Origin of the sequence: Cohnella sp. OV330, assembly GCF_900112065.1 — a bacterium.
GTDB lineage: Bacteria > Bacillota > Bacilli > Paenibacillales > Paenibacillaceae > Cohnella.
Genome location: NZ_FOKE01000019.1, coordinates 1 through 25,906, shown reverse-complemented (window position 1 = coordinate 25,906; position 25,906 = coordinate 1). Strand labels below are relative to the sequence as shown.

At 53.3% G+C, this 25,906-nt stretch carries 33 protein-coding genes and 1 pseudogene; 3 read left to right on the top strand and 31 right to left on the bottom strand.

Going from position 1 to position 25,906, the window contains the following annotated elements; genetic code table 11:
* Positions 1-38: 38 nt before the first annotated feature.
* The 12 genes from BM235_RS30280 to BM235_RS30225 all read right to left on the bottom strand — a co-directional run bounded on the left by BM235_RS30280 (position 39) and on the right by BM235_RS30225 (position 11,634).
* Positions 39-1,076: an SGNH/GDSL hydrolase family protein gene (locus BM235_RS30280; protein WP_090117999.1), complete on the bottom strand. Its 1,038-nt coding sequence runs from the start codon at positions 1,074-1,076 to the stop codon at positions 39-41.
* 76 nt (positions 1,077-1,152) lie between these two features.
* Positions 1,153-2,508 (bottom strand): ABC transporter substrate-binding protein, encoded by a 1,356-nt coding sequence (locus BM235_RS30275; protein ID WP_255374669.1) that lies wholly within the window; start codon positions 2,506-2,508, stop codon positions 1,153-1,155.
* Positions 2,509-2,653: 145 nt separating this feature from the next.
* Entirely contained in the window at positions 2,654-3,457 is an 804-nt protein-coding gene (locus BM235_RS30270; protein WP_090117998.1) for a response regulator, read from the bottom strand.
* Between the two features lie 3 nt (positions 3,458-3,460).
* Positions 3,461-5,272 (bottom strand): sensor histidine kinase, encoded by a 1,812-nt coding sequence (locus tag BM235_RS30265; RefSeq protein ID WP_090117997.1) that lies wholly within the window; start codon positions 5,270-5,272, stop codon positions 3,461-3,463.
* Positions 5,273-5,471: 199 nt separating this feature from the next.
* Positions 5,472-5,861, bottom strand: a complete 390-nt coding sequence (locus BM235_RS30260) for a DUF350 domain-containing protein (RefSeq protein ID WP_090118039.1) — start codon at positions 5,859-5,861, stop codon at positions 5,472-5,474.
* A complete protein-coding gene (locus BM235_RS30255; protein ID WP_090117996.1) occupies positions 5,855-6,574 on the bottom strand; it encodes a hypothetical protein in 720 nt (239 codons plus the stop codon). The genes BM235_RS30260 and BM235_RS30255 overlap by 7 nt, the downstream gene beginning before the upstream one ends.
* On the bottom strand, positions 6,567-7,766 hold the full coding sequence (locus tag BM235_RS30250; protein ID WP_090117995.1) for a glutathionylspermidine synthase family protein: 1,200 nt from the start codon (positions 7,764-7,766) through the stop codon (positions 6,567-6,569). Before BM235_RS30250 ends, BM235_RS30255 begins: the two co-directional genes overlap by 8 nt.
* Positions 7,763-8,527, bottom strand: a complete 765-nt coding sequence (locus BM235_RS30245) for a hypothetical protein (protein WP_143106756.1) — start codon at positions 8,525-8,527, stop codon at positions 7,763-7,765. The genes BM235_RS30250 and BM235_RS30245 overlap by 4 nt, the downstream gene beginning before the upstream one ends.
* A 14-nt stretch (positions 8,528-8,541) precedes the next feature.
* Positions 8,542-8,775, bottom strand: coding sequence for a hypothetical protein (locus BM235_RS30240; RefSeq protein ID WP_090117993.1), 234 nt, complete (start codon positions 8,773-8,775; stop codon positions 8,542-8,544).
* Between the two features lie 173 nt (positions 8,776-8,948).
* Positions 8,949-9,320: a DUF948 domain-containing protein gene (locus tag BM235_RS30235; RefSeq protein WP_158543873.1), complete on the bottom strand. Its 372-nt coding sequence runs from the start codon at positions 9,318-9,320 to the stop codon at positions 8,949-8,951.
* A gap of 80 nt (positions 9,321-9,400) precedes the next feature.
* The gene (locus BM235_RS30230; RefSeq protein ID WP_090117991.1) at positions 9,401-11,026 is read right to left on the bottom strand and encodes a glycoside hydrolase family 13 protein; all 1,626 of its coding nucleotides are present in this window, start codon (positions 11,024-11,026) and stop codon (positions 9,401-9,403) included.
* A gap of 53 nt (positions 11,027-11,079) precedes the next feature.
* Positions 11,080-11,634: a VanZ family protein gene (locus tag BM235_RS30225; protein ID WP_255374668.1), complete on the bottom strand. Its 555-nt coding sequence runs from the start codon at positions 11,632-11,634 to the stop codon at positions 11,080-11,082.
* A gap of 170 nt (positions 11,635-11,804) precedes the next feature.
* On the opposite strand from BM235_RS30225, the gene BM235_RS30220 reads away from it, so the two are divergent.
* The 3 genes from BM235_RS30220 to BM235_RS30210 all read left to right on the top strand — a co-directional run bounded on the left by BM235_RS30220 (position 11,805) and on the right by BM235_RS30210 (position 14,587).
* Positions 11,805-12,086 carry an ArsR/SmtB family transcription factor gene (locus tag BM235_RS30220; protein ID WP_090117989.1) on the top strand — a complete coding sequence of 94 codons (282 nt, stop codon included), beginning with the start codon at positions 11,805-11,807 and terminating at the stop codon, positions 12,084-12,086.
* 89 nt (positions 12,087-12,175) lie between these two features.
* On the top strand, positions 12,176-13,390 hold the full coding sequence (locus BM235_RS30215; protein ID WP_090117988.1) for an MFS transporter: 1,215 nt from the start codon (positions 12,176-12,178) through the stop codon (positions 13,388-13,390).
* A gap of 222 nt (positions 13,391-13,612) precedes the next feature.
* Positions 13,613-14,587 (top strand): glycosyltransferase family 2 protein, encoded by a 975-nt coding sequence (locus tag BM235_RS30210; RefSeq protein ID WP_158543872.1) that lies wholly within the window; start codon positions 13,613-13,615, stop codon positions 14,585-14,587.
* Positions 14,588-14,663: 76 nt separating this feature from the next.
* Here the strand turns inward: BM235_RS30210 and BM235_RS30205 are convergent, their stop codons facing one another.
* The 19 genes and pseudogenes from BM235_RS30205 to BM235_RS30115 form a co-directional block, all read right to left on the bottom strand.
* Positions 14,664-15,674, bottom strand: coding sequence for a YsnF/AvaK domain-containing protein (locus BM235_RS30205; protein WP_090117986.1), 1,011 nt, complete (start codon positions 15,672-15,674; stop codon positions 14,664-14,666).
* A 251-nt stretch (positions 15,675-15,925) separates the two neighbouring features.
* The gene (locus BM235_RS30200) at positions 15,926-16,666 is read right to left on the bottom strand and encodes an alpha/beta fold hydrolase (protein ID WP_158543871.1); all 741 of its coding nucleotides are present in this window, start codon (positions 16,664-16,666) and stop codon (positions 15,926-15,928) included.
* Positions 16,667-16,676: 10 nt separating this feature from the next.
* Positions 16,677-17,114, bottom strand: coding sequence for a DUF1801 domain-containing protein (locus BM235_RS30195; protein WP_090117984.1), 438 nt, complete (start codon positions 17,112-17,114; stop codon positions 16,677-16,679).
* A gap of 59 nt (positions 17,115-17,173) precedes the next feature.
* A complete protein-coding gene (locus BM235_RS30190) occupies positions 17,174-17,416 on the bottom strand; it encodes a hypothetical protein (protein WP_090117983.1) in 243 nt (80 codons plus the stop codon).
* Complete coding sequence (locus BM235_RS30185; protein ID WP_090117982.1) at positions 17,413-17,784, bottom strand: VOC family protein; 372 nt, start codon at positions 17,782-17,784, stop codon at positions 17,413-17,415. Before BM235_RS30185 ends, BM235_RS30190 begins: the two co-directional genes overlap by 4 nt.
* Positions 17,781-18,230, bottom strand: a complete 450-nt coding sequence (locus BM235_RS30180) for a DUF4362 domain-containing protein (protein WP_090117981.1) — start codon at positions 18,228-18,230, stop codon at positions 17,781-17,783. Before BM235_RS30180 ends, BM235_RS30185 begins: the two co-directional genes overlap by 4 nt.
* A 15-nt stretch (positions 18,231-18,245) precedes the next feature.
* Complete coding sequence (locus tag BM235_RS30175; protein WP_158543870.1) at positions 18,246-18,704, bottom strand: GNAT family N-acetyltransferase; 459 nt, start codon at positions 18,702-18,704, stop codon at positions 18,246-18,248.
* A 14-nt stretch (positions 18,705-18,718) separates the two neighbouring features.
* Positions 18,719-19,294 carry a histidine phosphatase family protein gene (locus BM235_RS30170; protein ID WP_090117979.1) on the bottom strand — a complete coding sequence of 192 codons (576 nt, stop codon included), beginning with the start codon at positions 19,292-19,294 and terminating at the stop codon, positions 18,719-18,721.
* Positions 19,291-19,758, bottom strand: a complete 468-nt coding sequence (locus BM235_RS30165) for an NUDIX domain-containing protein (protein WP_090117978.1) — start codon at positions 19,756-19,758, stop codon at positions 19,291-19,293. The genes BM235_RS30170 and BM235_RS30165 overlap by 4 nt, the downstream gene beginning before the upstream one ends.
* Complete coding sequence (locus BM235_RS30160) at positions 19,745-20,293, bottom strand: hypothetical protein (RefSeq protein WP_143106755.1); 549 nt, start codon at positions 20,291-20,293, stop codon at positions 19,745-19,747. Before BM235_RS30160 ends, BM235_RS30165 begins: the two co-directional genes overlap by 14 nt.
* 87 nt (positions 20,294-20,380) lie before the next feature.
* The gene (locus BM235_RS30155; protein ID WP_090117976.1) at positions 20,381-20,785 is read right to left on the bottom strand and encodes a 3-hydroxyacyl-ACP dehydratase FabZ family protein; all 405 of its coding nucleotides are present in this window, start codon (positions 20,783-20,785) and stop codon (positions 20,381-20,383) included.
* A 396-nt stretch (positions 20,786-21,181) separates the two neighbouring features.
* Positions 21,182-21,607 (bottom strand): NUDIX hydrolase, encoded by a 426-nt coding sequence (locus BM235_RS30150; protein ID WP_090117975.1) that lies wholly within the window; start codon positions 21,605-21,607, stop codon positions 21,182-21,184.
* 535 nt (positions 21,608-22,142) lie between these two features.
* Positions 22,143-22,199, bottom strand: a pseudogene (locus tag BM235_RS32795) (hypothetical protein); the annotation flags it as partial.
* Between the two features lie 190 nt (positions 22,200-22,389).
* On the bottom strand, positions 22,390-23,268 hold the full coding sequence (locus BM235_RS30140; protein WP_090117974.1) for a class I SAM-dependent methyltransferase: 879 nt from the start codon (positions 23,266-23,268) through the stop codon (positions 22,390-22,392).
* Positions 23,269-23,310: 42 nt separating this feature from the next.
* Positions 23,311-23,733: an NUDIX hydrolase gene (locus BM235_RS30135; RefSeq protein ID WP_090117973.1), complete on the bottom strand. Its 423-nt coding sequence runs from the start codon at positions 23,731-23,733 to the stop codon at positions 23,311-23,313.
* 37 nt (positions 23,734-23,770) lie between these two features.
* Entirely contained in the window at positions 23,771-24,295 is a 525-nt protein-coding gene (locus BM235_RS30130) for a DinB family protein (RefSeq protein WP_090117972.1), read from the bottom strand.
* A 1-nt stretch (position 24,296) separates the two neighbouring features.
* Positions 24,297-24,776 (bottom strand): DUF6933 domain-containing protein, encoded by a 480-nt coding sequence (locus BM235_RS30125; protein ID WP_255374666.1) that lies wholly within the window; start codon positions 24,774-24,776, stop codon positions 24,297-24,299.
* A gap of 249 nt (positions 24,777-25,025) precedes the next feature.
* Complete coding sequence (locus BM235_RS30120; protein WP_090117970.1) at positions 25,026-25,403, bottom strand: type II toxin-antitoxin system death-on-curing family toxin; 378 nt, start codon at positions 25,401-25,403, stop codon at positions 25,026-25,028.
* Complete coding sequence (locus BM235_RS30115) at positions 25,400-25,573, bottom strand: DUF2281 domain-containing protein (RefSeq protein WP_090117969.1); 174 nt, start codon at positions 25,571-25,573, stop codon at positions 25,400-25,402. The genes BM235_RS30120 and BM235_RS30115 overlap by 4 nt, the downstream gene beginning before the upstream one ends.
* Positions 25,574-25,906 lie beyond the last annotated feature (333 nt).

Sequence of the window (25,906 nt, the reverse complement as noted above, 5' to 3'; positions counted from 1 at the left end):
GCGCATCTAGTCGCTTGCGGTCGCGTCGACAACGCCTCTTATCGCTCGCGCGCTTGCGGCAGCATCGGACGCATGCGTTCGGCCAGGCGCTCGCCGATGCGAACCATCCCATGCGTGCCAGGATGCAGCAGGTCGTGGGAAAGTCCGCGCCAGTCGTCCAGCAGCTCGCTGCCGTCCGCATAACCGACATTCGGGAAAGCGGGATCCTGCGCGATCGCCCGCAGCGTCCGCCTGTACGCCTCGCTCGTCGCGCGTACGTCGCGGCCTGGCCACGTATAGCCCAGGTCCGGAAACCCGGAGAACAACCCGATGCACAGCACCGGCTTGCCCGGGTGCGCGGACGCGATCTCGCGGACCATTGCCCCGGCGCGTGCCTCGAATTCTTCCGCGGTCACGCCCTGATTCAGCATGTTTACCGACAGGCACAGCGTCGCGATATCCCAATCTTGCCGTCCGGCGATATGCGCGGCGATCGCCGGCTCGCAGTGCGCGGCTCCCGGCACGCCGAGATTGAGCGGATCGAGGCCGAGCCGCCAGGCGGCCTGCGCGACGTAGGTCGCGTCCGGCGAAGATACCGAGCCGCCGAACGTGATCGACGTGCCGTAAGCGAGATAGCGCAGCGCCGGCTTCTCCTCCTCGCGCGGCGGCCGCAGCGACGCGCCGCTGAGCTCGAGAAGATGGACTTCGCCGCCGTGGACGAGGATCCGCCATACCGGGCCGAAAGATCGTCTCGGCACGCCCTCCCGCCAAGGCGAATCGAACTGAAAGCGAGGATCCCGCGCCGCCAGCGTCAGCGTCTCCGGCTGCTCGCCGATCGTCCGGTCTTCCACCCAGTAGTCTCCATAATAGATTTGAACGCGGCTTGGCGCAACGTAGCTCGCCAGCGTCACCTGCGTTTCGCCCGCCTCCGCGACGAACCGGATCTCGGTCAGCGCTGCTCGGCGAATGTGCCGCTGCCCTTCCTCGGTCAAGCCTTCGCGCACCTCCTCCGGCACGCGCTGCAGCAATAAGCCAGGCCTGCCGGGTATCTCGACCAATTCTTCAACGTTATGGAGCTCTGATTGCCATGCGATCATGCGAATTCCTCCTGATGATTCGGTATATGAACAGGCAAAAGGACTGCCGTCTCGGACGGCAATCCCGGTTTAAAACTTATTTTGACTTCTTCAAAAACTCGTTGTGCCGGCTCACCATCGCGGCGATCGTCGCATCGAGGTCCTGCGCGCCGAGGAAGTACTTCTCGTATTCCTGCGAGCGAAGGTCCATGACCTCCTGCGGCACGGAGCGGACGAAGGTCGGCGTCTTGTTGTCGAAGACGACGTACATGAGCGAGTCCTTGTCGTACGTGTCGGCCTTGTCGCCAAGCATGCTCGCGAGCGCCGCGTCCTGATCGGCGTCCTTGGAAGCCGGCAGACGTCCGCCCGCGGCCATCGGCGCCATGCCGCCGTCCGCGTACCACTTCAGGAACTCCCAGGCGGCAGCCTGGTTTTTGGACTTGGCGTTGATCGAGATGTAGTCGCCGATGCCGCCTCTCGTCATGAAGCCTTCGGCCTCGTCCTGCAAGCGCGGCACCGGCGCGAACGCGATCTTGAAGTCGCGCGGGTAATCCGTGAAGTTGTTGGAGCTGCGGAGCAGCCAAGCGCCGATGTTCAGCATCGGCACCTCGCCGCTCAGGAACATCTGCTCGACCGGCATCTTGCTCGTCAACTGCTCGCCGAGCGGCGGCGTCGTCTTGTCGTCCTTCATCATGCCGTTCAGCGATTCGAGCCACTTGCGGACGAGCGGGTGATCCAGGTTCGAGGTGCCGTCGGCCTTCGTGTAGCCGTCCTGCGACAGCACGGCGTCGATCGGATCGACGTACGGCTCGGTGTTCTGGATAAAACCGTAACCGTCGCCCTTTTTGAGCTTCTTGGCGTATTCGCGCATCTCGTCCCAGGTCCAGTCCTTCGGCACCGCGAGGCCTGCCGCGTCCAGCGCGTCCTTGTTCAGCGCCACGAAGTACGAGCTTTTCGTCGTGGGCATGCCGTAGAACTTGCCGTCGATCTTCCAGCCTGCGGCGTCGGCTCCCATCTTTTCGTCGATATTATAATCGGTATATTGGCTGAGGTCCGCCGCAAAGCCGGATTCGACCCGCTTGGCCGTTTGGGACAGCGTATAGTTGACGTATAGGTCGACGTCTTGTCCGGTCATCATCGCCGTGTCGAGCTTGAGGTTGCCCTCGTCGTCATTGACGTAGCGCACGTATTCGATCTGGATGTCCGGATGCGCTTTGTTCCAATTGTCCATGACCTCCTGCGGTCCGGACTCCGGAGGCACCCCGCCCCACATCTTCAGCTTCACCGTGCCGCCGCTCGGCTTCGAGCCGGCCGATGCCGATGAAGACGCTTCCGATTTGCCGCTTGCCTCGGGACTCGCGTTCCCGCCGTTATCGTTGTTGCCGCAGCCTGCCATTGCGCCCGTTACGAGCGCCAGCGAAGCGATGCCTGCCAGCCAGCCTTTTTTTCTCAACAGAGACGCCCTCCCCGAATGAACCGGTATTGTTGTGTGCAAATCAAGGATAGCAGGACGGCAAGGCGGTCCATAAGTAACAGATTCATGATCTCGATGGAACAGATATACACAATCCGGCGGCTGTCCTGCCTGCCTGTGACGATCAAATCGTTCTATGGTTCCGGTATTGGCTCGGCGTCGTCCCGGTCATGCGCTTGAAAATCTTGATAAAGTAGTTGTCGTTCATAAAGCCGACGCGCTGGCCGATCCGGTTGACCGGCAGGTCGGTATTCATCAGCAGCTCGATCGCCTTGTCCACGCGCGTGCGGTGCAGATAGTGGATCAGCGTCTCTCCGGTTTTCTTTTTGAAAAGCGCGCTGACGTAGTTTTCCCCCATCATGACGTAGCGGGACAGCGATCCCAGCGTGATGTCCTGATCGTAATGCTGCTCGATGTATTGAATGATCTTGTTCACCTCGGGATGCGTGATCCGCTCTCTCTCCGCGATCGGCGGTCGCGAAGCCGATGGCTGAAGCGATGCCGACGGCTGAAGCGCCGCGCCGGTCCGCGCCGCTGCGGCCGCCGAGCCGCCCGACAGCTCCCGGCTCACCTTGGCCAGCGTCTCCCGCAAGTCCTTCACGCTCATCGATAGCTTTAGGATATAGTTGGATGCGCCGTACTCCATCGCTTGCCGCATCGCCTCGAAGTCGCCGATACAGGTCAGCATGACGAACTTGGAGCCGATGCCGGCGCTCCGCGTCTCCTTCAGCAGCGCCAAGCCGTCCATCTGCGGCATGACGATGTCGCACAGGACCAGGTCGGGCGGATCGCGCTTGATGATCTCCAGCGCTTCGACGCCGTTGCTCGCTTCGCCGGCCAGCATAAAGCCCATCTCTTCCCAGCGGATGATCTCCTTGACCGATTCCCGGACGAACGTCTCGTCCTCGACCAGCAGCACCTTGTACATCGCTTAAACCTCCTTCTCTTCTTGAGGGTCGATGGCGTGCAGTCCGCTCTCGTACGGCTGGGACAGCAGCAGCGGCAAGCGCATCCGGCACAACGTGCCGCGCGGAAGCGGCACGATGTCAAGCTCGCCCTTGTCCTTGAACAGCAGCCGAAGCCGCTCCCGGACGTTGTCCAGCCCGATGCCCGGCCGCTTGCGCCCTTCCTCTCGGCTGCGCTTCGACTGCTCGAGCCCGACGCCGTTGTCCTCGACCTCGAGCGCCAGCCTGTCCGGGTATTCGGCATCCCTGTCCATGCGGATCAGAATGCGCCCGCCCTCCTGCATGTTGGCGATGCCGTGCCGGATCGCGTTGTCGACGAGCGGCTGAAGACTCAGCTTGGGGACGAGCGCGTAGACGAGTTCCTCGTCGTAGCTGAATTCGATCTCGAAGCGGTTGCCGTACCTTACCTGCTGAATGTACAGAAACGCGCGGGTCAGCTCAATCTCGTCCTTTAAGTAGATCAGATCCACGTCCGAGTTCAGGCTCGTCTCCAGCAGCTTGCCGAGAGACAGGCAGATCTCGACCGTCTCTTCGCTGCCCCCGCGCAGGCCGATCCATTTGAGCGTATTGAGCGTATTGAGCAGGAAGTGCGGGTTCATCTGGGCGAGCAGCATCTGGAAATGCACCGCATCCTTCTGCCGCTCCTCCACCCGCAGGCGCTGAATGAGCCCGTTCATGTCGACCATCATCGTGTTGAAGGTGCGGGTCAGCTCGAGAATTTCGCCCTTGTAGTTTTTTTCGGGCAGCCGAATCCGCAGATCCTTGCGCACGGCCTCCCTCATCTTCGACTGCATGCGGGAAAGAGGGCGCGTAAACGTGTAGGCGAGCATAAAAGCGACGGCGACGAAGACCGCGGTGATGATATAAAAAGTGACGAAATATTGCTGCTTCAGGCTCTCGATCTCGTTGAACAGCACCTGCAGCGGAATGCGGTCCACCAGATACCAGTCCAGCGAAGAGAGGTAGCTGTAATTGACCAGCGCGTCACCGCGCTTGTCGGTCCAAAATCCGTTGTCCGGCGCGCGCGAGACGGCTTCGACCGCTTCCTTCGACAGCTCCGAGCCGGGGATGGATCTGGCGATCGTCTCCCCCTTTCTCGCCATGATAAAGTAGGCCTGGTCGCTCTCCGACTTTTGCAGCATGGATTGGAACCAGAAGGAAAAGTCGATGCTGATCCTTGCCAGCCCGTACGTTCGGTTGCTGCGGTCCCGCAGTTCGGCGTAAAGCGACAGCAGCATCGGGCTCTTGGAGATGTCGCGCGACACGTAATTTTCGTCGTCGGGCACCCAGAGGTAGGACGCCTTCGTCTCGCGCATGGCGGCGAACGATGCGTTTGAAGCGATCGCGTCGTAGTCGAGCGGCCTTCTCGGCTGATAGGACGTATAGACATGACCGTGATCGTCGAGCAGCGTGAAGTACACGGACGGATTGTACAGGAAAAAGCTGTTGTTCAAGCCTTTGAACTTGTCCTCCATCAGATCCTTGTTGTCCAGGACGGAGAGCCGGTCCGGCTGCTGAAGAATCTGCCGCACCTCCGTGTCCTGCTCGAGGAAAATGAGCGTCTTGAACGCGATGCTGAGTTGATCCTCGAGGGAGCGATGCAGATTGTCCAGCTGCTCGTGGCTCTGCTCGCTGACCTTTTTCTGCACGAGCGATTCGATCTTCTGGTAATTGTATATGTTCAAAATGCTGAACGGGAGCAAAATGACAAGCACGAACGCGGCGAACAGCCGGTACTTGAGCTTATGGGGAACGAGATGTGACAGCAAGCCCCGCATGATGAGCGACCCCTTTGCGCCGAGTAGTGACCTCATTATAACACCGGGCGGACCATCGCTTTGGCTCGCGCGCGCATAATCACCAAATCGTAGGATCGGACGGCGAAAATCATCAAATCGTTCTATCGCCGGCACGCGGCCGACATTAAAAAAAGTCCTGCTCCCGAACGGGAGAGGACCTTTGATAGGATGCGAAGCTTTAAATAATCAAGCTGCTGACGGCAAACGCGGTGCCGACGTACACGGCCGCGAGCAGAAGTCCCACCGCGACGTTGCCCTTCTGAAGCTCGGCAGATATCGTCAGCTTCGGCGTCGCCCATTCGAACACCCAATAGGCGAGCAGCAGGCAGGCGTATCCGACCGCGAACCAAAGCGCGAGATGCCAGATCGAGCTGTTCGTATAGGCGGCCACTCCGAGCAGCAGCGCGGTTCCGAGAAACTTGCCGGAGAGCGCCAGGCCGACCGCGACGTTGCCTTTGCGCAGCTCCTCCAGATCGTTAAAAGGCGTCAACCGGCTGAAAACGAGCATGCCGATCCACTGGAGCGCGACGAGAATCACGATGCTGACGATGAGATTAACGGCTACGATGAGGCCCACCCCCGGAACTTGCTGTATACGAGATCGTATGCGGCATAATCGTGCACTTCTTCCAGGAAAATGTCCGCTTCCTTGGCGGTCTTGAACTGCGCGTAGCGCTCGTCGTCGATCGGCTGCTTGACCTGCTGTCCCGACGGCAGCTCCACGACGGCGAACTCCCGCGTCTTGTCGCCAAGCGTCGTCTTGTAGACGCCGATCAGATCGGCCTTCGTCTTGAGCTTCACCTTGAGCCGATTCAGATCCGCCTCGGCGTCGGATTGAATTTTATACGACTTGATCGGCCTCCAGGTGGAGAGCACGGTTTGCGCGCGCCCCTGCGCGTCCTCGGTCAGCGTGGCGCTCATATGCTGCAGCACCCATACCTTATCCCCGGTCGCATAGTTTTTGTCGTTGGCCATGAGCTGGTTGTCCGGCTCGATCGTCATGTCTCCGCCGATCAGATCGCCGACCGTTCCTTCTATGACCCGGTAATCCCAGGGTACGGTCGAGATCGTCGTGCCGCTCGATGTAACGGATGTCCCGCTGCCTGATGGCGAATATTCCGTATAGCCGTACGAATAGCTGGTGCCGGAGTTGACGTTGAACACGCTGCTGCCGGTAGATCCGTTGTCCGCGCACTGCGCGACGATCGTAATAAAAAGGAAGACGCCGATGACCACGGCGATAACCTGACCGGCCGGCGTCGATGGCCGTCTGCTATACATGACCGTTCACCCCGATCGGCACGAAATGACTTGCGTTGCCCGTGATTCTGCCGCCGGCTCTGCCGAGCAGGCCGCAAGGCTGACCGTCCAGCACGAACAGGCCGGTTAGCAGGTGAAGCTGGCGCCCGCCGAACCGCATCGCGGGCAGGTCCGCGCGATGCTGGTAGACGACGGGGAAAAAGACGCTCGTGTCGAAGCCCTCGCGATCCTCTTCCTCGACGCCTCCCGCGTCGTCGTACAGCTTCACGGAGCCGCCTTCCCTGCCGAACATCGACTTGGATACGTACGCCCCGTCGAACAGCGGCTTCGTATACGTCGGCAGCATGTAGCGGTGAATCCACGAACGCTCTTGATCGTCGTAAAGGAAATCCAGCTCGTAAAGCCCCCATATCAACGCCTGCAGTCCCTTCGATTGGAGCATAATCGCGTGCGGCGAGTTGAACAGCGCCAGATGCCCCCGCTCGATCGCATAGGCCAGCGCTTCGCCGCCATCGTCCAGCGCCATCCATTCCTTCGGATACAGCGCGAACAGACGGCTGATCTCGCGACCGCCGCCGTCCTTGACGATACCTTCGTCGACGGACAGCTCGAGCAGGTCTACGCATTCTGGCGAGAGTCCGCTATGCGCGGCCAGCAGGTCGATCGTGCCCGAATCCTCGGCATGCGCGCCGTAAGCCGCGCAGGCGACCGAATCGGGCCGCTCTTTGGCCCAGGCCCGCTTAAGGAGCGCAGCCATCCCTTCGTTCGGCGATTGGAGCCCGGCTTGGCTGCACAGCCATGGCGTCGCGGCGGCCGCTTCGGCGTAGCCCGTCGGCGTGTCCGCGTTCAGCTCGAGCAGGCGAATCCCGCCCTCCGGCGTGACGGCAAAGTCGAACCGGGCGTACCGGCTGATCTCGCCCTCGGGCGGCAGCGGCAGCGCGTCGAGCATGTTCCAGAGCAGCGACGGAATGCCGCACAGCGCGTACAGCTCGCGGCGTCCGTGCGCATAGCGGACCGCGCGGTCGAACACCCGCCACAGCCCGGCGGCGGCGCGCTTCAGTTCAAAGTACAGATACGGATCCATGGCTACGACCTCGTCCAGCCAGTAAGGCTCGCCGTCCAGATCGGCCCAGCCGAAGCCCCGGTCGGCGAGCGCCTTGACGGTGGCTGCGCGGTCGAGCGGACGGCGATCGAGTACGCGAAGCAGGCTCATCCGCCGAATCCTCCGCCGCCGCTAGACTTGCCCGAGGAGGAAAATCCGCTCGAGGTGCCGCCGATGCTGCCCTTCGAAGCGGAGGTCGACCGCCGGGTAATGCTGCCGCTGTCGGAGGAGGTCGCGGGCCGTACCGTAGAACCGGTCGTCGGCCGGTTCTGGAAGCGGTTCGCATCGTAGCTCGGACGCGCATAGGCCGCGCCGGTCGCGGCGTTGTATGCCGGGTGGGACGCGCCCCAAGCGCCGGACGAGTAACTGCCGCCGCGGCCCCAGATCAGATGGTACAGCATAAGATCGTCCCAGCCGAAGCTCGAATGCACGACCGTCGCGCCCTCGCCGCCGGATAAGCCTCCGCTCCCCGATCCTTTTCCGCCGCCCGACACGCCTCCGCCTCCGCCTCCGCCCCCGCTACCGGAAGAATCCGGCGTGGCGGACGCTTCCTCGGACGGCTCTTCGAGGTAGGGGAGATTCCAATCGAGCGCGGGATCGTAAAAAGCTTTGACCGCCTCGGCGGACCATTCGCTTAGCACGGGAGAAGGCGCGGCGGCCGAAGACGGCGTAGGCGAAGGGGACGCAGATGCCGAGGTCGGCGCAGCCGAGGCGCCGGGCGGCAGCGCGCTTCCCGCGAGCAAGGCGATGCCGAGCGCCGTGGACAGCACCTTTGGTCCCTTGCGTTCTCCAAATACGCCGCGGCGTGAACCGCCTGCTTGGGAACCGGAGTCTGCCGGACCGGTCCCCCGTTCATTGGATGATGCGTTCATTAATCGCACCCCCTTTACAGTAAGATAGGTTGCTTTTCTTTGCGAACGGGCACGAGCAGCAGCTCGACGGCGCCCTGCTCGACGTTGAGCCTGCCTTCGATCGTCTCGTATTCCTTCGCGCCGACGGTCAAATAGTTGACGTGGTGGAGGGCGTTCATCATGTCGCGCGTCCACGGCCGTTCGTCGATCTTGCGCAATTGACCGTCAGACAGCTTCTCAAGCAGGACAACCGTCATTCCATTATCCAAAATTCATCACCTTTTCCATTTCATGAGTTACAATAGCGATGACAATACATACGTCTTCCGAAACAAAAGGTTTTATGATTTACGAAAAAAAATGTTGCGCGGTTCGCGACGCGAAAGAGCCCGTCCCCCCTAATTGAAGGAGAAACGGGCTTCAAGCGCGTAATCGCGGCAGGCTATTTAACCTTGACGCGAAGCTGGGGCGGCGATGACGTTCCGGCAGCGATCCGCTCCGGCGCGGTCTGGATGCCCGCGGCTCTTTTGACCGATTCGGTCACCGTCTGGATGACCTCTCCGACGTCGTGCGCGGATTCGAACAGCGGGTCGATCGTTTGCATCTTCCCTTTGACGTCGCGGGTGACCTGATTGGCGTTCCGAATGAGCCCGGAAGCCTCCTGGGTCAAGCCATGGACGGCGCTCCTCACCTCGGCGAGCGTCTTGTTCGTCTCCGCGAGCGTCGTCATGCCCTTGCGCAGCGTTAAAATCAGATATGCAGCTAGTCCGGCAAAAGCGATCGCGGCGACCGCGACGCTGACTTGAATGACCATGCGCAGAACCCCCTCTCCTCCTTCACTGTATGTCCGAAGGGAGCGGGACATTCCTTTGCCGGCCATAAGGCCGTTCGCGATTAGCTTTGACTCCGATACATCCGCGCCTCGTACGGACGCAGCGTCCCTCGCCGCGGTTCGTCCGCATAATTGGCGATCAGCAGCGACATGTCGCCAGAGAGCGCCTCCGGCAGCTCGAACGCGACGTCCGCGCCGTAAAAATTGCACAGCACGAGCAGCGTCTCCCCTTCTAGCTTGCGCGTATACGCGAACACGTCGCGATGCTCGGGCAGCAGCAGCTCGTAATCGCCGTAAACGAACACCTTGTGCGCCTTCCGAAGCGCGATCAGCTGCCGGTAATGGCTGAAAATCGAGTCCGAGTCGTCCCGCTGCGCGTCCGCGTTAATGTCCGTATAGTTCGGATTCACCCTGATCCACGGTTCACCCGAAGTGAAGCCCGCCTGCGGCGACGCGTCCCACTGCATCGGCGTGCGCGCGTTGTCCCGCCCTTTCGCATAGATCGAAGCCATCACCTCGTCGTGCGGATAGCCCCGCTCCGTCCGTTCCTTGTAGAGATTGAGGAGCTCGATGTCCCTGTATTCCTCGATCGGATATCGCACGTTGGTCATGCCGAGCTCCTCGCCTTGGTACACGTACGGCGTCCCTTGCATGCCATGGAGCAGCGTAGCCAGCATCTTGGCGGACTGCACTCTGTACGCGCCGTCGTTGCCCCAGCGGGAGACGATGCGCGGCAAGTCGTGGTTGTTCCAGAACAGGCTGTTCCAGGCTTCGCCCTTCAGCTCCGTCTGCCACTTGGACAGCACCGCCTTGAGCCTCAGAAAATCGAGCGGCGCGAGGTCCCATTTGCTCCAGCCTTCCTTCTCGTCGAGTCCGATATGCTCGAACTGGAACACCATCGACAGCTCGCTGCCGTCCGGATTGCTGTACAGCTTCGCCATGTCCGGCGTCGCTCCCCATGTCTCTCCCACGGTGAGCAGGTCCGCGCGACTGAACGTCCGCTCGCTGAGCTCGCGGATATAATCGTGCAGCTTGGGCCCGTTGCCGGTGATCATGCGATCCGGCTCCTTGGCGATCAGGTCGATGACGTCCAGGCGAAAGCCGCCGACGCCCTTGTCGATCCACCAATTGATCATGTCGTAGATCTCTTGGCGAACGCGGGGATTCTCCCAGTTCAGATCCGGCTGTTTGACGGAAAATAAGTGCAAGTAATATTGGCCGACCTCCGGCACCCATTGCCAGGCGGAGCCCCCGAAGATGCTGCCCAGACCGTTCGGCGGAGATTCAGGACCGCCGTCGCGCCATACGTAGTAATCGTGGTAAGGATTGTCCCTGCTCTTCTTCGCCTCGACGAACCAGGGATGCTCGTCGGAGGAATGATTGAGCACGAGGTCCATGACGATCTTGATCCCTCGCCGGCCGGCCTCTTCGATCAACCGCTCCATGTCCGCGAGCGTACCGAACATCGGATCGATGTCCCGATAGTCCGAGATGTCGTACCCGTTGTCGTCCTGCGGGGACTTGCACACCGGGGACAGCCAGATCGCGCCGATGCCGAGCTCCGCCAGATAATCGAGCCTAGAGATAATTCCCGGCAGGTCGCCGACGCCGTCGCCGTCGCTGTCCTGGAAGCTTCTCGGGTAAATTTGGTACACGACGGTTTCTTTCCACCACTTTTGTCGTTGCATGCCGGATCGCCTCGTTTCCATTAAGCCGCATGGCTTCTCGCTTCGCAACTAGTTTACCCTTTTCCTGGAGCGCCGTCTAAGATAGCGTCTTTATGCGAGTTCCTGCGAGAATCGCGAGGCCGATCGCGCGGCAGCATGCGACACAGCCCATAGCCGATCAGGCCCCCGAGCGTGTTCAGGATCAAGTCGTCCACGTCGAAGCTGCCCATCATAAAGACGATCTGCGCGCATTCCAGCGCCAGGCTCACGCCGAAGGCGCGAACGGCCGCGCCTGTCCAGCCGCATCGGGTCAGCAGCGCGACGAATACGCCGAGCGGCACGAACAGCGCGATATTGCCGAACAAGTTGACGATATCGTAGGGCTCGGATAAGCGGTCGAGATACATGGAGATCGATTTGAACGGCGTCAGGTTGGCGGCATGCCACCGGTACAGCATGTTGCCGGGCCGTTCGAGCGCGCCGAGCAGCTGCCGTCCGAGAAACGGAACGCTCACCTCCCCGAATTTGAATAAAATGACTTTGACCAGCGCGTACAAATAGCAGATCAGCAGCATGGCTGCGCCGAATCGCATCGCGGGGGCCAGGTTCTCAGCGTGTCTTGGTGTCATGTGGCTCGCTCCCATCTTGGCTTTGCCAACATCTTAACGCCCGTTTTTAAATTTAATCGGATGACCGCCTTTAAGTTTTTCTTAAATCGGGTGCTTTACAAATGAATTTCGGCGTGGTACGTTATTTCTATAATTTTAGAAATTACGATGAATAAGGCGGTGAGCAAGCGATGGTCCCGGACAACGAGGAAGTCAAACAAGCGGTGAAAGTATACAAAGCACTCGGCGAACCGACCCGCATCAAGATCGCGATGCTGCTCACGGAAGAACAGACGCTCTGTTGCTCCGACATTAACAGCAAGCTCGAATCGGTCGCAGGCTCTACGCTGTCCCATCATCTGAAGCAGCTGACGGAGAGCGGACTGCTCCAGCTCCGCAAGGACGGCACCTACATCTATTACAGCGTCAACAAAGACATCGCGCGCAAATACGCGCCATACCTGCTGGGTTAGCCGGGATTCGGCACGGCAGGCCGTCTTTCGCCCTTTATTTCGATAAATTTAGAAATATAAAAACAAATTGTTTAAGGGAGCTGGGGAGTATGAGCAACGCTTGGAAAATCTACATGTTGGCAATCGTAAGTTTCCTCGTCGGCACGTCTGAATTCATCATCGCGGGCATCCTGGACCAGGTCGCCGCCGATATCGGCGTCTCGCTGGCGGCAGCGGGGCAATTGATCACCGTCTATTCGCTGGCTTACGCCTTCGGCACGCCCTTCTTAATGGCCGCGACCGCCAAGGTCGACCGAAAGAGGCTGCTGATCTACTCGCTTGCCGTATTCGTCGTCGGCAATTTCGCCGCGCTCGCGTTTTCAGGCTACGGCTTCCTGATCGTGTCCCGCGTCATCCTGGCGCTCAGCAGCGGCGTATTCGTCGTGACGGCGCTCACGGTCGCCGCCAAGCTCGCCCCGCCTGAAAAGCAGGGCAGCGCAATCGCCACGCTCGTCATGGGCTTCAGCACCGCGCTGATCGTCGGCGTCCCGCTGGGCAGGCTCATCTCCTCGCTGTATAACTGGCAGCTCGTATTCGGCGCCATCGGACTCCTCGGCGTGCTGGGCATCGCGCTAGTCGCCTATACGGTACCGCAGACGGAGAGCGAGCGCCCGATCCCGCTTCGCGATCAAGTCCGGCTGCTGGCCAATCCGAAGATCGCCGTCGCGCTGCTCATCACGCTGTTCTGGATCGGCGGTTACTCGATTACGTACACGTACATCTCCCCGTTCCTGTTAGACATTACCGGACTTAGCGAACGGTGGGTCAGCATCGGCCTGTTCGCGCTCGGCGTCGCCAGCCTCATCGGCTCCAAGCTCGGCGGCTTCAGCACCGACAAGTGGGGTTTCCGCCGCACGCTCGTAGGCGGCATGGCGCTTCACGCGATCATCCTCGTTCTCATTTCGCTGCTGGCTCATTCGCCCGCTTTCGTCATTCCGCTGCTCATGCTCTGGGCGTTCGCGGCTTGGTCTTCGGGTCCGACGCAGCAGTATCATCTCATCACGCTCGCGCCGGAAGCTTCCAGCATCATGCTGAGCCTGAACAGCTCCGTGCTGCAGCTGGCAATGGCCGCCGGCGCCGGCATCGGCGGCGTCATCGTCGAGCAGTCGTCGCTCGCCGCGGTCAGTTGGATCGGCGCTGCCGGCGTCGCCGTCGCGGCGCTGGTCGCGGCCTCGGCATTCGGCTACTTCAGGCCGGCTTCGGCGGCCCTCCGCAGGAAGGAAGCGGAGCTGGCGGCGAAGCTCGGAGCGCAGGATCTTAGCTAATATGAGAAGAAGCCGCGGCCTTGGGCCGCGGCTTCTTGCTATTTCCATTCCGTCACCCGAAACCGCGTCAGCAGACCGACAGCCCGCTCGACCGCGAAGCCGATGCGCCGAGCGAGGTCCGGATTCGCGTTCTCCTGCCGGCTTCGGCAGGCGTGCATTGGCAGATAAGAAAGCTCGTGTTATGATGATACATATCGTATCATGATCAAGGAGCGTCTGACGATGTCCGTGAAGATCAGCGTAGCCGTACCTACGCACAAGCGTGCGCAGTATTTAAAAGAGACGCTGCTGTCCATCTGCGCGCAAACCCGCGTGCCCGACGAGATCGTCGTCAGCGAGGACGGCAGGGACGGACCCACCTTCGAGACCGTTAAAGAGGTTCGGGCGATGTATCCGGAGATCGCATTCAAGCATATCGCCAGCATTTCGGACGACATTCGGATCGGCCAACTGAAAAACAGGCAGCAGGCATTCCGCGCGACCACCGGAGATTTCGTGGCGATGCTCGACGACGACGACGTCTGGGAGCCGCAATTTTTGGAGTCCGCCGCGGCGGCGCTGCTCTCCCATCCGGAATGCGCGTTCGTGTCGAGCAATCATTATTTCATGGATGATTCGGGGCGCAGGCTCGTGCAGCGGAGCCGGGATTTTGCCGACTATTGCGGGCGATCCGCGATGAGCAGCCAGCCCTACGAGGATGTGCTGTCCCGCACGCTTCGCAACCATGCATGCGTATTTTCGCTGCAGGTCAGCCTTTTCCGAAGAGGCGAGCTCGAATTGGTCGGATTTTTCCAGCCGAGCGGCGGCCTGGTACCGGATTATATGCTGATGCTGGCGCTTGGCGCACGAGGGCTCAGCGGCTATTTTCTGACCGACTATCTGGGTTCTAGCCGGGTCCATTCGGGACAGCAGACCGCCAAGCGGTTGGAAAACGTGAAGAGCAAGTTCGAGGGGCTCGCCTACATGATTCACGTGTTCGGCGAACGCCTGACTTCGGCGCAGCGGCGGCTGCTCGTTAAAAAATATCAGCAGACCGTCCTGGAATACTCGATCGCGCTCGCTCATGCCAAGCAGCGGTCGGCGGCCCTGCAGATGATGACCCGGCCGTTCAATCGCTTCGGCTCGGCGCTGCCTTCTGCGAAGCGTCTAGCGGTGCTCTTGGCGCTTCTGCTCGGCGTCCGAAAGCTGCGGCACTAAGCCGTTTTGCACGCAAAAAAGCCGGGGTCTGAGGGCCCCGGCTTTTCGACATGCTCGCGCATGCTCCTTATGCAGCTTATCGACGCGTATTCGGCGTGCTGAACAGATCTTCGTTTTCCACGGCAGGATGACCGGAGCGATCGAGATCCGCACGTTCCTTCCGCACGGTCTCGGATACATGCTCGGTATCCTGCACGACCCGCTTGCCGATCGAGATCTCTTCGGTCGCGACCGGCCGCTTGGTCACTTCCACGCGCTCCTCGCTCACCGGAATGCGAATCGTCTCGTCTTTCCCGATCGCCGCGCCGTCCGTCGCCTCGCCCTGAATCGCGTGGCGCTCAATGACAACCTCCTCGCGCTGGACGGGAACGTCGATCGTCTGCCGTTCCTCGATGACGTCCTTATGCACGGAAACTTCGCCGGTGCGAACGCGCTCTTTATCCACGTTGAGCCGCTCCTCGTGCAGTCTGAGCGTATCAGCGTCCTGGACATTGTCCGCGACGGACGAAGTCGACGCGCCGGAAGCGGCGCTGACCAGATCGTCGCGCGATTCGCCTTCAAGGTTCGCGTAGGTATCCGCGTTCAGCGAGCCGTAGCGGCGGAAAATATCGTACACGCGGCCTTGGCGAGACGTATCGGCGTCGACGATGACGAGCAGCTTGTGATCGTTGACATACTCGTTGTACCGCTCCGCCTCTTCCTTCGGAATGCCGAGGCCGATCAGGCCGCCCACAAGACCGCCTGCTCCCGCCCCGATCGCCGCGCCCGAGAGGGTGGCCGCGATCGGTCCGGCCGCCAGCAGCGGACCGATGCCCGGTACAGCCAGCAGGCCAATGCCTGCGAGCAGACCCGTCACGCCGCCCAGCACGCCGCCGGTCGCCGCGCCGGTCGCGATGCCTTGGGGCGCCTTCGTGCCCGTCTCCTCGTGGATGTCCTTTAGTTCTTTTTTATTTTTGCTGACGACCGAGATTTGATCCGAGCCGTAGCCGAGCGCCTTCAAATCCTCAATCGCAGAGATAACCGCTTGCTCCGAATCAAAAACGCCTACGACATGCCGATTCTCACTGTTGTTCAGTTGGTTTGCCATTATCCTCAGCCTCCTGATCGGTATAGTTATGATTTATTCGTTCACAACTTCTATTTAACCGATTGGAGGCGTTTTAAAATTAAGATTGGCGCTTTTAAAATGAGAGGGAGATGAACAATTCCTAACGTGAATTTCTGTTTCGGATGGGCTTCAATGGTTTTTCCTCTTGCTGACACGGTATAGACCATATACGATCAGAACCAATACCCCCAAGACGACGACCTGGGCGATCGCCGAAGACGCGCTGAACGTCATTCAATCTTCCCTCCCTTTTCGGATTCGTTCAAGAAATCTTCAATCGTCCGATCCAACTTCTCTTTTTCCGACCCGCGTATGTTATGTCCGCTCTCGCTGAACGCTTCGATACGCAGATTGCGGAAATGCTGCTTGTAGGACCGCAATTGTTCGTCGGAGATTAACGAATCCGCCAATAGTCCCCGCATGACGAGCACGGGCTTCCCGAAGGAGAATCCGATGTCACAAGCGGTAGAATCCCTATGAATCCCATGAACGGCCTCCGCGCGGATATTGGTCGTCAGCCGGTTCGTGGGAATTAAGTAATCGTCGATATACGATCCGGTCCACTCGGCAGTCATCGCTTTATGCTCGGCAGGGTAGTCCTGCACGATTAGCGATGCGACCCGCTCAGGATGCAGACTAGCATACGCAAGCGCATACGATACGCCCCGAGAATAGCCGTAGAGGTGGAATCGCCTCAATTGAAGCTGCTGTACGACGGATTCGATATCCTTCACATGATCCTGCAGATCGTAGCCCGAGAGCGGCGTATCGCTTCGACCTCTGCCCCTGAAGGAAAGAACGATCGTTCTTCTAGGCAGCATTTCGCCTATAAAGTCCTCGTATTCCTCCGCCGTCTCCGATAGTCCGGGGCAGACGAGGATGGGTACCAATGAAACATCCGATTCAAGCCGAGAATCCAGGTAGTGAATGCGTACGCCGCCTAAATCCGTTGTCGCGGAAATGAGCTTCATGGACGTCCTCCTAGCCTTCATTTGACGTTGAGTGATCTTCCTGGCTTTGTAAAAAGCTAACGGACTCGCGAATGCATGACTTTAAGACACCAAGGTCAATGTCGGCAATCTTATTAATGTACACACAGCCCTTCCCGGCCGTATGCTTGCCTAATTGGTTTAACAAAAGCTCTCGTTTGTTTTCGTTCATCGATAGATAAAGACTGATTTTCGCTTTCCTAGGCGAATAGCCCGCGAGCGGCGCGTCGCCTTCATGACCGGATGCGTATTTATAATGATAGGATCCAAAGCCGATAATACTCGTCCCCCACATTTTCGCCTCTTGCCCGGTCGTTTCCGTATAAATATCCAGCAACCGATAGGCGTCTTCCCTCTTCTTGGGATGATCCACGCTTTCGATAAACTCAATCACGCTAACATCCGTTACTTTCGTTTTAAGTTCGTACATATGGATGTGCGCTCCTTAGTTAGATGGCATGGATAAATGCCTTCGCTATATCAACTACATCAAAAAATAATATCAATCTTAATATCGTTCCACACTTCTTTTATTGAGTTACCATGAAGCTCTACTTTCCTTAGCAAATCATCAACATTGTCACCCATAACTTCACTTGAATCATCGTAAGCCTTATAGAACATATACCGACCAGTGCCACAACCGATATAATAATCTGTTTCTTTATAAATAAAATGAATTTCACGGCCAATACTTAAATCCTGAAGAAATTCCTCATAACTGTAGTTCATTTGCTGTCAAGTGCTTTTATGCACTCCACCCGGTTTCCGAAAGGATCTCTGAACTCGAATCGTTCAAAGCCTTCTATCGGCACCGATTCCAGCGCCTCGATCCCGTTTTCCCTTAAGACCGCTTCAATTGCGTTCAAATCCTCTACTTCATAGGCCAGATGCGCCTTGGTCAGAAGACGATCAACCCCGTTTTCCGTTCCGATATGCAATTGTTGATCGCCCACTTGGACCCAAAATCCTCCTCTGCCGAGCAGCGATTCAGGTTTTTGAATCTCCTTCAGTTGTAATACGCCGCAATAGAACGCCCTAGCTTGCTCTTCTTGGCCCTTTGGAACCGTAATCTGCGCATGGTGAAATCGAATAATCATGAGGTTACCTCCGTTTCTTGATCAACTGCGATCATAAACCGATTGCCGTACTCTTTATTCGCTCCATAACATCCTTCAAGTTTATATTGCATGGCCGCTCCCGCTTGAGATCTTACAAGTGCTTTGCAAGTCGTTTTTCTGATATTCGGTTTTCCGAACTTATCTTCTGAATTATCGTACTTATACTTAATTTCCTTGCCGTTAAATTCTAAATCGTTAAATATAGGGTCTCCTTCGGTCGTTAATTGCGTGACTCTAACTTTATCTTTCTTCTTGGCAAGCGTGTTGCGGTAAAACGTATCGAGCCTTTCTGCGTTCTTTACCTCGCCATGCTCGTCTACTACGTCACCGCGTTCACTGGCTTTTTCGATAGAATACGGTTTTGAGCTGCAAGCGGATAATAAAACAAAGGAAGCAAAAGCAAGGATTGTCATACGCCTTCTCATCGAAATCCTCCTTTTTCAATGCAGAGGTTTCCTCATGTTCGTATAATAAGGTACAAATCCAACCTTTTCCCAAAAACGCCGTCCCTCAGGATTCGTCTCCAACACGTCGATTATCATTGTACTTACATTCCCGAATCGCCTTTCCTTTAAAATGTTTATTCCTCCACGGCCATATCCTTTGTTTCTCTCATTCCGGTCAATATAAAACTGTCTAATGTATACTTCTAATTCGGTTTCTTCAAAAGGAGCGGGCTGAAGCTTGTATACCGCGTAGCCGATTATTTTTTCTTCCGCGAGCAACAAGTCAATGCTCCATCCACTTCCGAGCCAATCCAATATCCTATCTTGCAACTGAACCAGATTCATTGGGTTGTTACTGCCTTCGTCTTGAATCAGTTGAAAATTCAATTCAGCGATAATTTCAGCATCCAATTTCGTAGCTGATTTTATGTTCATAATCGCAGCCCCTGCCATAAAAATTCTCCAGGCTATTCCCATTTTCTTGCTACTTGCACGATTTGCGTCCCATCAAACATCAACTCGTAAATATCCGGCATCGTCGTAGATTCCCAAAATTCAAAATCGTATTCTTTATTAAAATGGTTCAAGATCAAAGTCATAATATCTCCGTGCGTCCCTAGGACAATCCTTTTTCCGGCGTACTGATTTAATACTTGTTTGATCGGATTGATCGCTCTTTTTTGGGCATCATAGCTCGATTCGCCTTCTGTAAATGCATAACTAAAATCACTGTATACCTTGCGTTTCGCATCTTTAAAAGTGAATTCCCTGAATTGTCCAATTTGTCTTTCTCTCAAGTCTTCCATGAGAATGATGCCCTTCTTGCAACGATCGGCCAGCGGTTTTATCGTCTGTATCGCTCTCTCGTACGGGCTAGAAATAAAAAAATCGATTCCAATCTTATATAAAAGGGATCTGATTTTTGCGGCGTCTGCTTTTCCTTTGCCTGACAATCCACGCGTTCTTTCCATGCCTTCAATAAAAGGCGATTCTGCATGTCTTACTAAATATATAAATGTATGGATGGTCACTTCTGAACTCATTCAAATATAGCCTCGCGTTTACTTCTCTGAAATATTTCGACTGGAAAAGAGTTTGCTATTTCCGGAATTTCGCTTTCTTTAAAATACTTTAAATCTTTCATTTCATCGTTATCGGGACTTAAACTTCCACCCGTTATTTTGCATTCAAATACAATCGTCAAGTATTCAACCTTGTGGCCGTTACTATACGTAAATCTGTGGTTGTCTCCGCCAAAGACGCCAATGATTCGTTCCGGAGAAACAGTTAGACCAGTCTCCTCCAACGCTTCGCGACAGACTGCTTCGGCTGGCGTCTCGCCAAGTTCAATGGCTCCTGCGATGAGCCCCCATCCTTGTTCCCCGTGCTTTCTTCCAAATAATAGCTTATTCTCATCGTTTCGAATGATGGCAACAACAGCCGGCATAAAAATGAAGTCCTTACCAACTTTGTCCCTCAAGTTTTTATAATAGTCAGACATCGTCATGCGAGGCGGCTCCTTTTCTTACACTCATAACGTAGTCAAATACATTCTCCATAGCTTTAATTTGGAGATGCTCTTCGAGCCTTTCAGTTAGGAACTTAATCGCACCTGCACGTTCATTTATACTCTCTTCGTAATGGTCTTCAATATCAACTAACATGTCTTCTATACTTGTATACCAATCGAATCTCTCTAGAATGTATAACTCTTTTAACGATAGAAATAGGGACAAAAAATCGCGAATATTTCTCGCCACAGCTTTGACTGAATCTTCAAAACACATCGGTTGGATAAACAAAATAGGCGCATTGTCCAAGTCTGTGATCGTTCCATTTTCAGTACTAAAAGCAAAGTGATCGCCATCAACGCCTGTAAATGCAAATACTTTAGCATCGTCGGGCGTACAATCGTATTTCTGACCTTCTTCGTGCCGGATCATAATTCCCATATTCTCTTCCAGGCTAAAATTAAAATGCGCTTCTAACTCACTTTCAAGTTGAAGCAACGCTGATAAAGTCTTTGAATTTAATTTATTCACCATCGGCGATCCTTTCAAATTTTGAATTACATCGTCCTATCCATCCTGGTATGCCTCCAATTCAGGATCTACTTTAAAAAGCATTCCTTAAGAGCCCTGGATATAAATCATAATTTCCTCTGCTTTAACAATTGTCCGGCCACTCACAGTCGCCTCTCCTTTACCCACTACAAATCCTCTTCTGTTCCTGACAACTTCGTAGTACAAATCGAGTTTATCACCAGGACGAGCACCATCTAAAAACTCAATCCCTTTTAAAGAAGACAGGAAACCTAGACTGTTTTCTCCGGCCATAGTCGCCAACGCGCCTAACTGGGCTAGCGCTTCTACGATCATCATGCCTGGCATGCAATAGAGAGGTTCAGCAACAAACCATTCGTTATGGGAGACATTCTTATACCCCTTTGCCCATTTCCCTTGCTCTACTTCAATGATTCGATCAATCATTAAAAACGGATATCGGTGCGGGAGGACACTTTGAATATCTATCACTATTATTCTCCTAACTTGCAATTATCGGCGGTAGATTCCCACTAATTTGGAGATTTTCACTTCATTTGTCTTTCAGAGTATTGATTTTCACCGATGCTGTATCTGTGACTTTCGCCAAGTCCCATGAACCGATAGTTTTTAAATGAAATGACTTTATCTTCAATGCACTGACAACCTTCAGGCGGATTCACTTTTATAATCAGAATCGTGATTGCCCCTAACGTAAAATAAAGGAGCATGAATTACGCTCACGAGGAACGACAAATATTCAGCCTTTAAGTCTCCGCGAGAAATAATCATTCGTAAAATAAATATACCACTACACCTAAATATTGGTAGTGGTATTTATGTATTGCCTATTATTTTATGTTGGCGCACCTGTGTAGTTACATTCTTTCATGTGTTATTTACATCGGTAAATTCTATACAGAAGGGCTGGGCTTCAGGTATTAAACAAAGCTCGATTCTTGCTCTAAAATTTTTCCACTTCACCTTTTCCAACGCTTCTTCGAGTGGAAACCATCCCGAATCTAGACTTTCATTCGTTTGTATCAAGTCTCCGCCAATGGGTCTGGCTAAAAATAAAGTATTACAGATCGAATTGCCGACATTCTGAAAAATCCCGCAAAATTTGATGACTTCTATGTCTATTCCTGACTCTTCCTTTGTTTCTCGAATGGCAGCCTGACTCAAAGATTCCCCAACTTCAACTTGCCCTCCAGGCATTTCCCATCCTCTTCTGGGGCCTTTAATGAGCAACAATTCGTTTTTATCGTTTATTACGATTGCTGCTGCAGATACGATATGTTTTGGCGGATTCATCTTTTACCCCCTTATATTAAGTTCTCTATTCTTTGATTTCATTATCTTTGAAATGCGGTCTACCAGGTAAATACTCGAGCACAATACTGTCATCTTCATTATAAAACACAGTAACTTCGTCTTTGGCGTCGGTACTGGATGAAAGCACATATACATTTCTATGCTTATTTCTTCTGTCATAGAAGGTGTAGACTAAATAAACTAAACTGATGCCATTGGAAGTGATAAATGAATTCTTCCATTCTTTATAACTACCTTTTGCCACTAGGCCTGTCTGTATTAAAATAATCTTCTTATTCGCTCGCCACAATTAACATACTCATTTTTGTAAATCTAGTTCCTAGGCGAATTCTGAATTTGAGTGTATTGGGTAAGGGTCTCAACTGAGTGTTTTGCTTTAAAATTGCGCGCTTCATCTAAACCCAAAATATCCCATTTTCATCCATTGCTCTTAATTGCTCTTCAAAGTTCGTATCTGGCTCAATATCATCGATAAAATGCCATTTTTCTTGCTGTCTTTCCAATATACTTTCCAATAGCTATCCTCAAACCTGAATTGAGCGATCGGATATTCTACGCGGTGCCCTGGCATATAAGCAGGCTTCTCCTGTGACAACATTACTGTATCGCCCCTGAACTTATACTTCATTTGAACTTCATGTTTTAAGTGATTGGGAATCTTCCTATCGATATAGTTATCAAGGATTTTTTCGACCCGCTTCTTCGTAAATGAATCCAATATACGCACTCCTTATTATTTGCGACTTATGTCGCTTCTCCACTTATTTGACGACTGTTCCAAATGATATCTTCATGTTTGGCGCATAGGTTAACATGGATTGCATGTTGAACTCTTCTGAGAGTAATCGTTCGGCCTCATACTGGCTTTTTGCTTCATCGGCCGTCAATCCTCTTTGCATGAGTTGGCTCAAAGTTTCCGTCATCTCTCCCGGCAATTGACCGATTCCTTCAGCCCTTAACGCGTTGTAAAGTTCATTCTTAGCAGCAGTGTCGACATTTGAGTCTAAAAAATTAACTTTATCGCTCACTCTGCACTCAATATTTTTTAAGCCTAATTGACTTAACAGAGCCGGGACAAGAATTCCGATATTGCCGTCTTTGCCGCGTTGATCGCAGTCCTTTTCAAACAATTTTTGCAATATGCCTAATGGAATAATTTGAGATTGAGCAAGCCCTTCGAATCGATAGTTGGCCATGTTGGCAATCCAATGGGGTTCAAAACAAATAATTCGTCCTTGATGCTTGACGCTTTGTATCATCTTCTGAATAATATTTTCCGGTTTATTCAGATGCAACAAAAACGCATGGCACATCGCGATGTCATATTCATTTACGATAGGGAGCTCCTCGACGTCCCCCCATATAAACTCCGTTGGATACGGGAGAGAAGAAAAAACCGCTTTTGCTTTATGAATCAAAGCTTCTCCTTTATCCACGCCTGTATAACTTGAGCCACTTGGAAGCATAGGGAGCAATTTAAGTCCGAGATAGCCGTACCCACATCCGTAATCAATAATTTTAACAGGCTCATTAATTCTCCAAACCTTTTGAATCAAAAATTCAAGATAGTCATCGTTATAATACAAACCTCGTGTTCGTTCCAGATATTCGATCTGGTTGTCCCAAAAAAATTCAGACATTGTACTGCTCCTTTGGTTCAACAGGAATTCTCCCGTTGCGGCTCACTTGATTCCTTCATTCGTGTAGGCCACCTCAACCTCGTTAATCATTTTCTTGAATTCACCATTATAAAATGGCATGTATTCATCTGCCTTCTCTATATCAACCCATTTAATTTCAGAGATTTCTTCCGGCCGTTGAATCGCAATTTCTCCCCCGACGATCTCAGCTCTGAAAATAAAAAACATCGCGTGATTTCCCGATTTTCTAAACTTGCACTCACTAATTGCAACGATTCCGAAAACCTTTACATCCAAACCGGTTTCTTCTTTTACTTCTCTAATTGCAGCTTGCTCTAATGTTTTATCCACTTCGACGGCTCCGCCGGGAAGCGACCAGCTTGAATTTCCCGTGTTATTAACGATAAGAATCTTTGATTTTGAGGGGTCCTTTATTATGCAATACGTGACATCCACTCTTTTCATTGTACATATCCTTTCAAAATTGTGATTATCGCGTTTGTCATTTCATTCTCTTCTTAATCATTCGGATCTGGCCTCTATGATTAATTTCATCTTCAAAAACGTGGAACCACATAAAATAATGATTCGCTTGTTTCCCATACCAGAACTTCTCCTCTTGGTGCAACCAATCATCATCGACAGTTTTGAAAAGTTCATACGTCCTTGCTCTGACTTCATTCAGCTTATCTACATAATACTTCAGATCATTTCCCCGTATCACTTGCCGTCCTTCTTCGCCGAGGTCCAAGGCTGCACGCCAGACCGACATTTCATCCTCGTTCAGATCCCGCTTCTCAAACGTTTCCAATTGATATGCGAATTCTACCGCTGCAAAATGCAGCAACAACGCGCCGATCGAATTACTTTCAGAATCGATTAGATAATCCAGCTGTTCAGTCGTTAAATTTTTAGTGGCCTCCAAGGTTGTATATCTTGCATAATTCATCATTGAAAGCAGACGACCAACCTGGGGTGAATAACCGGGTATGTCGGTAATAAGCAAAATGTTGTCCATGTTTAACATCTTATTCGGAGTACCTCTCTTTTAATGTTTTCATAAAAACTTGGATTGGTTTTTCGTACTCGATCGGTTTATATATCAGCTTGTTAAGCCATACACTAAGATCCATCAGATGATCAAACTCAACGCCTTCACAGTAAAGAGTCATTTCTTTCATCGTTCCTAATACACTTCGATCAGTCGTTTTGCCAATGATTATTTCTCCTGATTCAAGGAGATATTGATCGATATGGCTGTTTTTTACTCCCTGTAGCTTTAAATATCCCTTGAATTCAGTTACAAACTTTTGTTGGAGTTTACCAAGCTGACTGCTTCGAATCCCGTCCATAATGATGCATAACCGACTCAAGTCATTTACAAATATGATATGCTTCCTTCGCAATTGGAGTATATTAACATGCCAGCTGAATAAAGAATTAACATCATCTAATTCCTGCGGGACCACTTTCATATCTGTTAAAAGTTTTTGCGTAAATCTATGCACCAGAATGATAATCGCTCCTTTTGAGGACTTATAGCCTTTGTATTCACGACGTTGAGAGGCTTAAGGTCGCAAAGCGGCCGGCTGAGCGTCAGCGCAGTCAGCCTCGCAGGTGTGTCTGCCTGAGTACGCTCCCTCGAAAACCATCTGGCGGACCGAGGGGCCGAAGGCCCTGAAGCATGAATACATTGTTAGATGTAGTACGGGCCTTCTTCGAGTGAACAATCATAAAAAACAAAAGACACCAAGGTTCTATGCCTGATGTCTGATTATCCAGTCTTCTATATCCTGTTCTTTGTATCTTCCTTCTGCCGTCCCTAGACCTAATTGAACTAATTCATCTTGGCTATATGAGACCTTTAAACCATTAATTCGTAGTAACAACAGCATCACTGCAACTCCGATTCGCTTATTCCCATCTACAAAACCATGGTTTTTAATAAGTGAATAGGTAATAACCGATATCTTTCTAGTTAACCCTGGATAAAGTTCCTGTCCATCAAATGTTATTTCTGCTTTGCCAAGAGTACTTTCCAATACACTTCGTTCCCTTACTCCGGCAGACCCACCGGTACTTTCCATGATTTTCTGATGAAAATGAAGGAGTTGGTCAAAAGTGATGGTTATCATTTGGCCAACTCCCTCAGCGCTTCTATGTTTTCATTAATAATATCATCCATGACGTTCTCGATTTTAGATTTGTTTTTTGATTTTAGAAATTCCACGAAATCCATGACCTCGATTTGTTTTTCTTGGGGTAATGACAAAAAGTCTTGGAGCAATTTTTCTTCCAAACTCATTTAATCGCCTCCATTTCTTTACTTCTTAGTATACACCAAATGTGAAAAGCACTTAACATCGTCATTGAATTAACCTTCAAATAAGCATTGCCGGTATTAGAATTAACGTTTCCGTATTCACGACGCCGATAGGCTTAAGGCATCGAAGCTGCCGGGTCCGACAGGACTTAGCCTCGCAGGTGTGTCCGCCTGATTCCACTTCCCCGAAATCCAACTGGCGGACCGAGAGACCGTAGGTCCCGAAGCGTGAATACATTGTTATATGCTGCCCCTGACTTCTTCGAAAAGCAAGTCAAAATGCTCTTGTCTAACAACTTGCTGCTCCGCAAAGGC